This is a genomic window from Paenibacillus pinisoli, from assembly GCF_003605435.1.
GTDB classification, from domain to species: Bacteria; Bacillota; Bacilli; order Paenibacillales; family Paenibacillaceae; genus Pristimantibacillus; species Pristimantibacillus pinisoli.
The window spans coordinates 1105458-1118560 of sequence record NZ_QXQB01000001.1; the positions used below are offsets into that span (position 1 = coordinate 1105458).

The following is a 13103-nucleotide window of genomic DNA, read 5'->3' on the forward strand; positions in this document are numbered from 1 at the left end:
AACGGTGTGAGGCGGCGCTATTTTCGTATTTCCGCCACTTTGCCATGTGTAACGGTGTGAGGCGGTGCTATTTTCGTATTTCCGCCAATTTGGCGCGTGTAACGGTGTGAGGCGGCGTTATTTTCAGTATTGCCGCCATTTTGGCGCGTGTAACGGTGTAAGGCGGCACTATTTTCGTATTTCCGCCAATTTGGCGCGTGTAACGGTGTGAGGCGGCGCTATTTTCGTATTTCCGCCATTTTGGTGCGTGTAACGGTGTGAGGCGGCGCTATTTTCGTATTTCCGCCATTTTGGTGCGTGTAACGGTGTGAGGCGGCGCTATTTTCGTATTTCCGCCACTTTGCCATGTGTAACGGTGTGAGGCGGCGCTATTTTCGTATTTCCGCCACTTTGCCATGTGTAACGGTGTGAGGCACAGTTATTTCGCTTTTTGGAGCAGCCTTTATTTTGGCATTAAATCGAATACACAACCTCGCGGGCATCCTCCCGCTCCCTCATAACGGTGGATTGCGGTCATGGCTTAGCTGGTATCTTTTCTCGCATATCATCCAGCTGAGCAGGGAGCCTGCGCCACCTGTCAGCAGACTAACTGCCAGTACGATCAACATCTCCTCCATCCCGAACTCCTTGCCGTTCAGCAGCGATACAAATCCGTGAATAAGCGTCATAAACAAGAAGAAATTCAAAATCCACTTCAATGCGTAGCGAAGCTTGCCTCTTTGCCTGATTAGCGCCCATTTCTTATATTCTTCATGATCCAATGCGTTCATCGCAGCCTCCCCATCATTCCGTTGCAGCTTGAGCCTGGGAATTGAAATCCGAACATTCATTCGTGTATACTATTAGGATATTTCAATTTGGAGGCAAATATGAACTCAATTTCTCTCATTCTCTTGCACTTCCATGAAGTTCGCCGCAGAAGCATCAAGGTATGGACATCGATTCCTGAGGATATGCTCCGCTGGAAGCCGGATGACAATGCCATGACATGCATCGAGATGGTCAGGCATGTTCTCGAAAGCGAGCATTACTATCACTTGGCGCTCCAGAATAGAGGCAGCCTACCGCATTTCGATTCCCCGTTTGAGAATCGTCCTTACACTACCGTTCAAGCCGAGCTTGAATTTGCGGAGCCTTATCGCAGCTTATTTTTAGAAACGATCGCCGCTTACACCGAAGCTGATCTGGACGAGATTCAAATCGACCGGTCCAATTCCGGATATATCAGAGGTTTGGGGGACATGCTGCTGCGCATTGCTTATCACGAGTCTGTTCATACGGGGCAGCTCCTGGATTACTTAAGAACGGCCGATATCCCGCGCGTAAGAATCTGGGACTAACTAATATCAAAATAAATAAAATCAGCAGCGTCACTTAGAGCGACGCTGCTGATTTTGCTTGATCTTGTCCTCCATCCCCTGCTCGGTTGCCTTGTAGAATGTAACCTGAGTCAGCGGGTCGGGCAAATATTGCTGCTTCACATAATGATTCGGGAAGTCATGCGGATACTTGTAGCCTTCGTGGCCGAGCTGCTCCGCACCCTTGTAATGCGTATCGCGAAGATGAAGCGGCACTTCCAGATTGCCGTTGCGCTCGATCGCATTCATCACATTGCCGATAGCGACCGCAGTCGCATTGGACTTCGGACTTTCAACCGCGAACAAAATTGCCTGGGAAATGTTATATTTGGCCTCGGGCCAGCCTATCTTGTGATAAGCATCCATAGCCGTCACCGCCTGTACCATCGCTTGCGGATTCGCCAGTCCAATATCCTCGCTGCAGGCTACAATCAGCCTGCGAAGGAAGGTCATCGGATCCATGCCAAGCTTCTCCACAGCATATAGGAACCAGAACAATGCGGCATCGCTGGAGCCTCTGACACTCTTATGGAAGGCCGACAGCACATCATATTGCGTGGACATATCCGCCCGGATTGATGGCTTGCGCACCGACTCCTGCGCCACCTCGAGCGTAATATGGACGGAACCGTCCGGCTCGGAGGGCGTCGTCACGGCCGCCAGCTCAAGCGCATTAAGCGAACGCCTGACGTCGCCGCCGGACATCGCAGCGATATGCTGCAGCGCCTCTTCATCCGCAACCAGCTTCATAAAGCCAAGGCCGCGATCCGCATCCGACAGCGCCCGGCGCATCGCCTCCATGGAATGCTTCTCCTCTAGCGCTTCAAGCTGGAACAGGGTTGACCGGGAGAGAAGAGCCCCGTTCACATGGTGGAACGGATTCTCCGTCGTAGCGCCAATAAAAATAATAATCCCCTGCTCCACCGCAGGCAGAAGCGCATCCTGGCGCGACGTATTGAATCGATGCACCTCGTCGAGGAACAGGATCGTTTTGCGGCCGTACAGCGTCTTGTTCGACCTGGCCCGGTCAATCACTTCCCTGACATCCTTGACGGAAGCGTCAACTGCGTTCAGCTTGACGAAGTCTCCTTCTGTCCGCAGCGATATAATGTTCGCAAGCGTCGTCTTGCCGCAGCCGGGCGGGCCGTACAGCAGGATCGACGACACCTGGTCGCCTTCAATCGCCCTGCGGAGCAGCTTGCCCTTGCCTACGATATGTTCTTGCCCGATATATTCATCCAGCGTCTGCGGCCTCATGCGGTCGGCAAGCAATCTCGCCCGCGGCCGCTCCGCTTCCTCATAGCTAAATAAGTCCATGCCGATACTCAATCCTTTATGATGGTATAACTAAATGATAGCATACAGGCACAGATGTTCGCCAGATGGGCAGAATGTCCCACTATACTTCTCCCCAATACAGCTCCGTGATATATTCCATCGTGACAACGCCGTCTGCTTCATTGCGCCGGTAGATCTCCTCCAGCTCCTTCATCATGTCCTCATAACGCGGATGGTCCGGCGTCGGGCTGTACGAAGAGGACAGAAGTCTGCCCTTCAGCGCAGCTTCATCCAGCGATTGCTCGATCGAGAACGTATTCAGTGTCGGGCCGCCGTCTGCAAAATACGGTCGCAACGTATCCTGTGTAATGCTCTTATGGCCAACCTTCTCATAATCCGTCCCGTACTCAAGAAGCAGCTTCTCGAATTGCTCCAGGAATGGCGTTCCGAAGGTTTTCCTCGAATTCCAGATGAGCACAACCTTTCCGCCCGGCTTCAAAATACGCTTGAACTCCGCCTTCGCCAGCTCTCTGTCGAACCAGTGGTACGACTGCGCACAGACAATAAAATCAACAGAATGGTCAGGCAGGCCCGTCTCCTCCGCCGATGCCGCAACAGCTTGGTAACGCTCCGAGCCGCCAAGCGCCTCTACCGCCGCCTTGCGCATCGCCTCATTCGGCTCTACGCCGATCACACGGCTGCCTCTCTCCAGAAGCAGCCTGGAGAAGATGCCCGTACCCGCTCCAAGGTCGGCGATGACGCTATCCGGCCCAAATCCCAGCTTACCGTACATGAAATCCAAAGCTTCTCCCGGATAGGTCGGGCGGTACAACACGTAGTTGTCCACCCGGTTCGTAAATCGTTCCTTGTTGTCCATAGTTGTTGTCCTCCTTCTGAAATGGATTAACCCTCAATTTCAATTCGTTCCAGAAACTCCAGCCGGTTGCCGAACGGGTCCGCCGCAAAAAAACGGCGATAGCCTTCTTCCAGCCTCAGCTCGTCATCGATGACCGCAACGCCGCAGCCCCCCAGCCTTTCCTTCAACTGCTGAAGACCCTGCACGGCAAAAGCAGGATGGGCTTTCAGCGCCGGCACGAACGAAGGCTGCACGCCAATATGAACCTCATGGCTCCCGCAACGGAACCATACGCCACCTTTATGGCGCAATGCCACCGGCTTCTCCAGCTCGCTCCAGCCCAGCACACCGCCGAAAAAAGCTCTGGCCTGCTCCTCGCAGCCCTCAGGCGCAGCCAGCTGCACATGATCAATACCCGAGAAAGTGTAGGACAATAGCCGTTCCTCCTTCCGCTGAGACGGATGTGCTTTTTCAACTCCGTAATCCGTTGTTTCATCTGATGAAATTCTGTTTCATTTTATGTTGTTATTATATAACAAAATTAGCTATCCCGCAATCTGCGTTGCTTCCGAAGCCGGACGACATAAGAACGGTCAGTTTTTTGGGGATAAAAAACAGCGCTGCGGCGGGCTCAACCCGTCACAGCGCTGCTGTATTTATTTATCCGTAGGACGCTTAAGTCCTTTGCCAAGCTTATCAATCGTTGCAGACACCCGCTTGGCCCTCGTCTCTTCCCGCTTCGCATCCAGAATCCAATTCAAATAATCGCGTTTCATGGAATCCGTCAACGTATCGTAAAAAGCCCGGGCTTCCGGCGAAGATGCCAATGCAGCATCCAGATCAACCGGCATATCCGGCACAGCTGCAGCCGGCTTCGCTGCCGCTGCGCGAGGCACGCTGTCCTTCTTGCGGGAACGGCTTGATTTGGCCGCGCCCTCCGGCCTGTAGCGCATCGCAGACCAAGTCTCGTTCATCGCGATCATCGCAACGCCTTCCGTGCCGAACGTCTTCATGAGCGCCCAGCCCGTGTCGCGATTGATGTCCGTCTTGATGCGAGATGAACCCTTCGGATAGCAGATCCATAACAAGGCATCCGCTTCCGCTGCCCGAATAGCGATAGGCGCTCGCTTCTCCAGCTCTGCAAGCGAAGCGACGAACAGCAGAACAAAGGCATATGTCCCTTCTCCCAGCTCGTCCTCTGTCGATCTGGCGGCTTCTGGAGGAAGACCCAGCTCGCCGGCAATATCATATCCAGAGGGAGCATGGAGAATGAGGGCTCGCCCATCCGGCTCCAGCCTCAGCTTGCGGGTCAGTTCGGCATTCATGCTCCCGCTTCTCCTGCCTCAAGCAAATCCTTCACCACAACACTGACCATAATCAGTCCCGCTACCGGCGGCACAAAGGCGTTGCTGGAAGGCGGCTGCTGCGCTTTGCGTATTTCCGGCGCGTTCTCCGGCACAATACGCTGCGTCACGTCTTCGCGAGGCTTCATCGGCTCCTCGTCGGAGAAGACAACCTTTACGCCCTTCTTAATGCCGTCCTTGCGCAGCTTCGTGCGAACGACGCGCGCAATCGGGTCGGTATGCGTCTTGGAGATGTCCGCCACCTTGAAGCGCGACGGATCCATCTTATTGGCTGCCCCCATGCTGGAGATAACCGGAATGCCGCGCTCCAGACATTGCTTGATCAAATGAACCTTGTAGATGATCGTATCCGATGCATCGACCACATAGTCCAGCGGATATGCGAACAGCTGCTCATATGTTTCTTCCGTATAGAACATCCGCAAAGAAATGACATCGCATTCCGGATTGATCAGCTTGATGCGGTCGCGCATCAGATCGGCCTTCGGCTGGCCGACTGTCGTCATTAGCGCGTGGATCTGGCGATTAATATTCGTAATGTCGACAACGTCCTTGTCGATCAGGATGATGCGGCCGACGCCGGTTCTAGCCAGCGCCTCCGCCGCGATTGAGCCTACGCCGCCGATGCCGAGCACGGCAACCGTGCTCCCCTTCATCCGCTCAAGCCCCTCCGGACCGATCGCAAGCTCCGTTCGCGAGAATTGATGCAGCATGCTCTGTATGCCTCCTTTGCCCTTAAGCTTATTTCTCTTCGCCTTGAGCGGAAGCTTGAGCCCCTGCTGCAACAGCTGCCGGCTTAGGCTTCAGCACAGTGCGGATATGAAGCTGCTCAAGCTGGGACAGCTCGACTTCGGACGGCGCGTCTACGAGCAGATCCGTAGCGCTTGCCGTTTTCGGGAATGCGATGGTCTCTCTCAGGTTTGTACGGCCTGACAGCAGCATGACCAGACGGTCGAAGCCAAAAGCGATGCCGCCGTGCGGAGGCGTGCCGTAATCGAAAGCGTCCAGCAGGTAACCGAACTTGTCTTGCGCCACTTCCGGAGACAGGCTAAGCGCGTTGAACATTTTCTCCTGAACTTCACGCTTGTAGATACGCATCGAACCGCCGCCAACTTCATAGCCGTTCAAGACAAGGTCATATGCTTGCGCGCGGATTTTGCCAGGGTCGGTATCGAAGTAGTGAATATCTTCTTCGTTAGGACGCGTGAACGGATGATGTTCCGCCACATAACGTTTCGCTTCTTCGTCCCATCCAAGCAGCGGGAAGTCTACAACCCAAGCGAATTTGAACTTCGAGTCGTCGATCAGCCCCAGATCGCGGCCCAGCTTCAGGCGCAGGTTGCCCAGCACGTCCGCTACCACTTTCGGCTTGTCGGCGGAGAATGTCAGCAAGTCGCCTTCTTCAACACCCAGACGCTCTGTCAAAGCTTCGATTTCCTCCGGCTTCAGGAACTTCACGATAGGACCTCTCCACTCGCCGTCCTTCACCGTGATCCATGCAAGGCCTTTGCCGCCGTAACGCGCAGCGAACGGCTGCAGGTCGTCAAGCTCCTTGCGGCTCCAGCTCGCGCAGCCTTTGGCGTTCAGCGCTTTAACCACGCCGCCGCCTGCCGCTACGCTTGCAAATACTTTAACATCGCTCGATGAGACGATATCTGTAATATCTTCGATCTCCAGACCAAACCGCAGGTCAGGCTTGTCGGAGCCGTATTTGTTCATAGCATCCGCATACGTAATGCGTTGGAACGGAAGCTCAAGCTCCACGCCGATCGTCTCGCGAAGCAGTCTCGCAGAGAGCTCTTCCATCATGCCGAGCAGCTGATCCTGCGACAGGAACGAAGTCTCGATGTCGACTTGCGTGAATTCCGGCTGGCGGTCTGCGCGAAGGTCTTCGTCACGGAAGCAGCGCGCGATTTGATAGTAGCGCTCAAGGCCGCCGACCATCAGCAGCTGCTTGAAAATTTGCGGCGATTGCGGCAATGCGAAAAATTCGCCTTCATGCACGCGGCTTGGCACCAGGTAATCACGGGCGCCTTCCGGAGAGCTCTTCGTTAGAATCGGCGTCTCTACTTCAATGAAACCTTGGCCGTCCAGGTAATCGCGGAAAATCTTCGCCGCTTTCGCGCGAAGCAGAAGCGTCTTCTGCATCTCTGGGCGACGCAGGTCGAGATATCGGTATTTGAGGCGAAGCGACTCGTCGACCTCCACTTCGTCTTCGATCGGGAATGGAGGCGTCTTCGCCGCGTTCAGCACTTCGATCTCTGTCACGCGGATTTCGATCTCGCCTGTTGCCAGGTTGGCGTTGAACGTCTCAGGGTCGCGCTCGACAACTTTGCCTTTAACGGCAAGCACGAACTCGTTGCGCGCACGGTCAGCGACTGCCAGCGCCTCGCCAGAGAAATCCGGGTTGAATACGGTCTGCACGATACCTGTGCGGTCGCGAAGGTCGATGAACAATACCCCGCCGAGGTCGCGGCGGCGCTGTACCCAGCCGTTCAGTGTTACGATTTGTCCTACATCTGCTTTTGTCAATGTTCCGCAGTTATGCGTCTTCAACATCGTCGTCATAATCATGTCTCCTCGCTTTATCGTTAAATGTAATTCAATCAATCATCCAAGCCGATCGCGCTAGGCTTAAGCCTGAAGCTCAGCAGCCAGTGCGCTGATGGCCACCATGCGCTGCTCACCCTTCGCCATATCCTTAAGGGCAATCTCGCCGCGCTCCAGCTCGTCATCGCCAAGTATAGCAGTGAATCTGGCGCCGAGACGGTCCGCCGACTTCAGCTGGGCTTTCATCTTGCGGCCCTGGTAGTCGCGCTCTGCGCGAACGCCTTGCATCCGAAGCTGATAGACCAGACGAGTCGCTTCCCGGTCCGCCGCTTCGCCAAGCGCGACGATATACACATCAATCTCATGCAAATTCGGCAGCTCTGTCTGCTGATGCTCCAGCAGCAGAATCGTGCGCTCCAGACCAAGTCCCAGTCCGACGCCCGGCTGCTCCGGACCTCCGATATCCGATACCAGTCCATTGTAGCGACCGCCGCCGCCGACCGTATCGATAGCGCCAATCCCTTCCGCCTTATACTCAAAGGCGGTATGCGTGTAATAATCCAGGCCGCGAACGAGCCTGTGATTAATTTCGTAAGGGATGCCCATATCCGTCAGGCACTGCTTCACTTTCTCGAAGTGAGCGCTGCACTCCTCATCCAGACTGTCCAGAATGGATGGAGCTCCTTCAAAATGCGCTTGATCGACTTTGCAGTCCAGCACACGAAGCGGATTGCGGTCCATGCGGGACTGGCAGTCCTTGCACAGCAGCTCGCGCTTCGGATTCAGGAACTCCAGCAGACGCTCGCGGAATGCCGCGCGTACGGCCGGCGTGCCGACGGAATTGATCTCGACGCGAACGCCTTTGAGGCCAACTTCGGTATAGAAGGTGTAGCCCAGCGCAATAACTTCCGCATCCAGCGCCGGATCGACTGCGCCGATCGCTTCAATGCCGAATTGATGGAACTGGCGGTAACGTCCCGCTTGCGCGCGCTCATAGCGGAACATCGGGCCGATGTAGTACAGCTTGCTGACGTCCGGATCGCCGAACAGCTTGTTCTCCACATAAGAGCGAACAACGCCGGCTGTACCTTCAGGACGCAGCGTCAGGCTGCGTTCGCCGCGGTCGATGAAGGTATACATTTCCTTCTCGACGATATCCGTCGTCTCGCCTACGCCGCGCTGGAACAATTCTGTCGACTCGAAGAGCGGCGTTCTGATCTCCCTGAAATTAAAGCGGCGGCATATGTCGCGGGCTTTGCCCTCTACGTACTGCCATCTCTCCACCGCGCCTGGCAATATATCCTGCGTTCCGGGCGATTTCTGAAATTTCATGCCTTTCCCTACCTTCTACATTGATTCATACTTTTTTCAATCAAAAAAAGCTCCCGTCCAATCGGCATCGCCGAAGGGACGAAAGCTTGTGCTTCCGTGGTACCACCCACATTCCGAACAAATCCGTGAGATGCGGATTGCTCGCTTGCAACGGGTAACGTCCGTTAGCCGCGAATTAGCTACTGGGCAAGTTATGCCGTTCGCCAATCGTTCTCGGGGAGGTTCTTTCCTGTCGCCGGTATAAGGATGCTTGCAGCCTATGGCATCCCTCTCTGCGTATCCGTACGGCCATACTTTGTCCCGTCGTCGAATCCATATCGAGTCATTGCAAAATAGATAATACTGATTGTATATTTTACCCGCTTGCCCCTCTGAAGTCAACCAGGCACTTCATCGACAATTTCTTCTCTGACAGCTGAAGCACCCCATACGAAGCGGCGAACATGAACTCCGGGCTCGTCCAAACCGTAAAGCATACAGCATCTGCGATGAAATACACAAAAATGGACAGAAAAAAACCCGCAGCTTAGTGCAGGTCCAAAGTAAAAGTATATTTTAAAAAAGGGGGTCGAGTTCTATTATAGGTCCCGGATGTTAATAGAACGTTAGCGATTGATTACAGAAATATTACAAATTCGAAAACGCTTTTATCGCCAAGATTACCTTCGATTTCCCGACCGCCCTGCATGAGCAGGCTTGCCTTCCCATTCCTCGGCCGCTTCCATATCCGTACCAAGCTCCGCCGCGATTCTGACTTCGCGCAGGTCTGGATTCATAAGCGCGCTGGCTGTTCGTTCTATGCTTTGTTCCTTCCTCGATTGATGCATGACCGGCATTCCTCCAACATCGGTATATCGCATGAGCGCCGGCCCTTCACGCCAGCCCTTCATGCCGTCTACCTCTATTGTTGCCTGTCTGTCCAATCTTAAGCGCCGCTCTCCAAAATTAGCGTCACCGGCCCGTCATTCGTCAACTGCACGTCCATCATCGCGCCGAACCTGCCCGTCTCCACACGCAGCCCCAGCTCCCTCAGCGCATCGTTGAAGGCGTTGTACAACGCCTCTGCCTGCTCAGGACGAGCGGCAGCCATAAAGTTGGGCCTTCTGCCCTTGCGGCAATCTCCGTACAATGTGAACTGCGACACGGACAATATCGAACCGCCGACATCTGACACCGACAGATTCATCTTCCCCGATTCATCCTCGAAGATCCGGAGTCCCGCGACCTTATCCGCCATCCAGCGAACATCCGCTATCGTATCCTCATGCGTAAGTCCGACCAGCAGCACCAGACCGGAATCAATGGCGCCTGTTACTTCGCCTTCCACTGTTACATTGGCCGCTTTGCTGCGTTGCGCTATAACTTTCAATGCTTAATCTCCTTTATTGCATAATGCGATGCACCGAATATATGTCCTGCACGCGCTTGATCTTCTCCACAACGGAGGACAAATGATCGACGTTGCGAATAAGCACCGTCATATGAATAAGCGCCATCTTGTTTTTGACCGAACGTCCCGTCACTGCCGAGATATTCGTCTTGCTCTCCGATACCGCATGCAGCACATCGTTCAAAAGACCTCTGCGATCGTGGCCGGTAATCTCGATATCGACGCTGTAGTTCGCCTCCACCGACTCTTCCCATTCCACTTCAATGACGCGCTCCGCTTCCTCGCCATCCATGCCGAAAGGAATGTTCAGACAGTCCATGCGGTGAACCGATACGCCGCGTCCGCGCGTAATGTAGCCAACAATCGCGTCTCCAGGCACAGGGTTGCAGCAGCGGGCAAAACGGACGAGCAGGTTGTCGACGCCCTTCACGGTGACACCGTGATTCGGACGGCCCTTCTTGCTATTGGCCGCTTTAATTTCCTTCTTCTCGCTCGTCAGCTCGATCTGATTGGCTTCTTCCGCTTCGCGGCGCATCTTCTCCGTCAGCTTCGTACAGATTTGAGCCGCCGTAATGCCGCCAAAGCCGATAGCCGACATCATATCTTCAATATCGTTGAACGTGAATTTGCCGGCAGCTTCCTGCAGCTTATCGTCCACCATCCATACCGATGGATCAAGGCCAAGACGCTTGAGCTCCCGCTCCAGCATGTCGCGTCCCTTGGCGACATTCTCTTCGCGCTTCTCCTTCTTGAACCATTGCCTGATCTTGCTGCGGGCATGGGATGATTGGGCAATCTTGACCCAATCCTGGCTTGGGCCGTACGAATGCTTCGATGTCAGAATCTCGACGATATCGCCGGTCTTCAGCTTATGGTCAAGCGGTACGATACGTCCGTTCACCTTCGCCCCGATCGTCCGGTTGCCCACTTCCGTATGGATGCGGTAAGCGAAGTCGAGCGGCACCGATCCCGCCGGCAGCTCGATTACCTCCCCGCTTGGCGTGAATACAAATACAAGGTCGGCGAAGAAATCCATCTTAAGCGACTCCATGAACTCCGCCGCATCGCGGGTTTCATTCTGAAGCTCCAATATCTCGCGAAACCAGGACATTTTATCCTCAAAGTTGCCGTCAGGCACAACCATGCCTTCCTTGTACGCCCAGTGAGCGGCAATGCCGTACTCCGACGTACGATGCATCTCCCATGTTCGAATCTGCACCTCTGTCGGCTCGCCGTTCGGACCGATCACCGTCGTATGCAGGGACTGATACATATTCGCCTTCGGCATGGCGATATAATCCTTGAACCTGCCCGGCATCGGCTTCCATAACGTATGGATAATGCCTAATGTCGCATAACAATCCTTAATATTGTCTACGATAATCCGAATCGCCAGCAGATCATAAATTTCATTGAACTGCTTGTTGCGCGAAGTCATTTTTTTGTAAATGCTGTACAGATGCTTCGGCCTGCCGGAAATATCGCCTTCAATGCCCATCTCCTCCAGCTTCTCGCGAATGCGTGAGATGACATCGTCGATGAATTGCTCCCGCTCCGCCCGCTTCTTCTTCATCAGATTGGCAATGCGGTAATATTGCTGCGGGTTGAGGTAACGAAGCGCGATATCCTCCATCTCCCATTTGATAGCGGAGATGCCGAGCCGATGCGCAATCGGGCAAAAAATCTCCAGCGTCTCGTAGGCAATTCTGCGCTGAGACTCCTCCGACTGGTATTTCAACGTGCGCATATTATGAAGGCGGTCAGCCAGCTTGATCAGAATAACGCGAATGTCCTGCGCCATTGCGACGAACATCTTGCGGTAATTCTCGTTCTGCTGCTCTTCCTTGGATTGAAACCTGATTTTCTCGAGCTTGGTCAGTCCGTCCACCAGCATGGCGCAGGTTTCGCCAAATTTCGCGCGGACCGTCGCCAGATCCACTGTCGTATCCTCTACGACATCATGAAGAAGCGCCGCGATAATCGACAGCACGTCCATGCCCATATCCACCAATATGTCGGCAACCGTAACAGGATGCAAGATATAAGGCTCTCCTGATTTGCGCACTTGTCCATGATGGGCTTGCTCTGCGAAATCATAGGCTTCCTTGATGCGTATGAGATCCTGCTCTTTCATATAGACGGATGCCTTCTCAAGTAACTGCTCTATGCCCATGAAACGTCCCTTTCCAAGCGTACGGGTTAACGCCATCGTATTCTCATAAGATATGCCGCTGCGGCACGATCCGAGTTTTCTAATATTATGCCTTTAAGTGAGCGGTTACGTCAACTTCCTGCAGAAGAAAAACGACGCCTTTAGACGCTCAGCTCCTGTCCATAATAACCCGATAGGAAAAAGCGCCCCGGCTGGCAAATCGCCGGAAGGCGATTTACGTGCCGGGGCGCATACATAAAGCCTGCTCTCGCGGCTTATGACATGCTGCTTATTCGTAAGTCATCAACGAGAATAGTTCTACGCCGTCAAGCTTCTCGCGTCCGTTCAAGTAAGCAAGCTCGATCAGGAATGCAGCGCCTACTACTTCTCCGCCCAGCTGGCGGATCAGGTTCATCGAGGTTGCAATCGTGCCGCCGGTAGCCAGCAGATCATCCGCAATCAAGACGCGTTGTCCAGGCGTAATCGCATCCTTATGCATAGCCAACTGATCCTTGCCGTATTCCAGGTCATAGCTTGCTGTAATTGTCTCGCCCGGCAGCTTGCCGCTTTTGCGGATAGGGGCAAAGCCGACGCCCAGAGCCAGCGCAAGCGGCGCGCCTACGACGAAGCCGCGCGCTTCAGGGCCTGCTATAACATCGATCTTGAGATGCTCGACAGCTGCTTTCATCTCATCGATAACGGCGCGGTAAGCCGCTCCGTCCTTCAGCAGAGTCGTTATATCTTTAAAGCGGATGCCCGGTTGCGGGAAATCCGGAATGACTCGAATGTAATCTTTGAAATTGTATGATGCCTTCGACACGAA

General features: G+C 54.2%; 13 protein-coding genes. 1 reads left to right on the top strand and 12 read right to left on the bottom strand.

The features are described 5' to 3' along the window. Positions 1-494: 494 nt before the first annotated feature. Positions 495-770 (bottom strand): hypothetical protein, encoded by a 276-nt coding sequence (locus tag D3P09_RS05220; RefSeq protein ID WP_120107771.1) that lies wholly within the window; start codon positions 768-770, stop codon positions 495-497. Between the two features lie 99 nt (positions 771-869). On the opposite strand from D3P09_RS05220, the gene D3P09_RS05225 reads away from it, so the two are divergent. After that, entirely contained in the window at positions 870-1340 is a 471-nt protein-coding gene (locus D3P09_RS05225) for a DinB family protein (protein ID WP_120107773.1), read from the top strand. Positions 1341-1370: 30 nt separating this feature from the next. Here the strand turns inward: D3P09_RS05225 and D3P09_RS05230 are convergent, their stop codons facing one another. The 11 genes from D3P09_RS05230 to D3P09_RS05280 all read right to left on the bottom strand — a co-directional run bounded on the left by D3P09_RS05230 (position 1371) and on the right by D3P09_RS05280 (position 13100). Continuing rightward, complete coding sequence (locus tag D3P09_RS05230; protein ID WP_120107775.1) at positions 1371-2675, bottom strand: replication-associated recombination protein A; 1305 nt, start codon at positions 2673-2675, stop codon at positions 1371-1373. Between the two features lie 82 nt (positions 2676-2757). Beyond that, positions 2758-3513 (bottom strand): class I SAM-dependent methyltransferase, encoded by a 756-nt coding sequence (locus D3P09_RS05235; protein WP_120107776.1) that lies wholly within the window; start codon positions 3511-3513, stop codon positions 2758-2760. 26 nt (positions 3514-3539) lie between these two features. Further along, complete coding sequence (locus tag D3P09_RS05240) at positions 3540-3926, bottom strand: VOC family protein (RefSeq protein WP_120107778.1); 387 nt, start codon at positions 3924-3926, stop codon at positions 3540-3542. Positions 3927-4148: 222 nt separating this feature from the next. Next, positions 4149-4817 (bottom strand): YdeI/OmpD-associated family protein, encoded by a 669-nt coding sequence (locus D3P09_RS05245; protein WP_120107779.1) that lies wholly within the window; start codon positions 4815-4817, stop codon positions 4149-4151. Beyond that, on the bottom strand, positions 4814-5569 hold the full coding sequence (locus tag D3P09_RS05250; RefSeq protein ID WP_120107781.1) for a tRNA threonylcarbamoyladenosine dehydratase: 756 nt from the start codon (positions 5567-5569) through the stop codon (positions 4814-4816). The genes D3P09_RS05245 and D3P09_RS05250 overlap by 4 nt, the downstream gene beginning before the upstream one ends. A 28-nt stretch (positions 5570-5597) precedes the next feature. Beyond that, complete coding sequence (gene aspS / locus D3P09_RS05255; RefSeq protein WP_120107782.1) at positions 5598-7424, bottom strand: aspartate--tRNA ligase; 1827 nt, start codon at positions 7422-7424, stop codon at positions 5598-5600. A 66-nt stretch (positions 7425-7490) separates the two neighbouring features. Continuing rightward, on the bottom strand, positions 7491-8738 hold the full coding sequence (gene hisS, locus D3P09_RS05260; RefSeq protein WP_120107784.1) for a histidine--tRNA ligase: 1248 nt from the start codon (positions 8736-8738) through the stop codon (positions 7491-7493). Between the two features lie 659 nt (positions 8739-9397). Further along, on the bottom strand, positions 9398-9661 hold the full coding sequence (locus D3P09_RS05265) for a hypothetical protein (protein ID WP_133304972.1): 264 nt from the start codon (positions 9659-9661) through the stop codon (positions 9398-9400). 2 nt (positions 9662-9663) lie between these two features. Beyond that, positions 9664-10107 (bottom strand): D-aminoacyl-tRNA deacylase, encoded by a 444-nt coding sequence (gene dtd, locus D3P09_RS05270; RefSeq protein ID WP_120107787.1) that lies wholly within the window; start codon positions 10105-10107, stop codon positions 9664-9666. A 13-nt stretch (positions 10108-10120) separates the two neighbouring features. Beyond that, positions 10121-12301, bottom strand: coding sequence for a RelA/SpoT family protein (locus D3P09_RS05275; protein ID WP_120107789.1), 2181 nt, complete (start codon positions 12299-12301; stop codon positions 10121-10123). A 268-nt stretch (positions 12302-12569) separates the two neighbouring features. Continuing rightward, complete coding sequence (locus tag D3P09_RS05280) at positions 12570-13100, bottom strand: adenine phosphoribosyltransferase (protein ID WP_120107790.1); 531 nt, start codon at positions 13098-13100, stop codon at positions 12570-12572. Positions 13101-13103 lie beyond the last annotated feature (3 nt).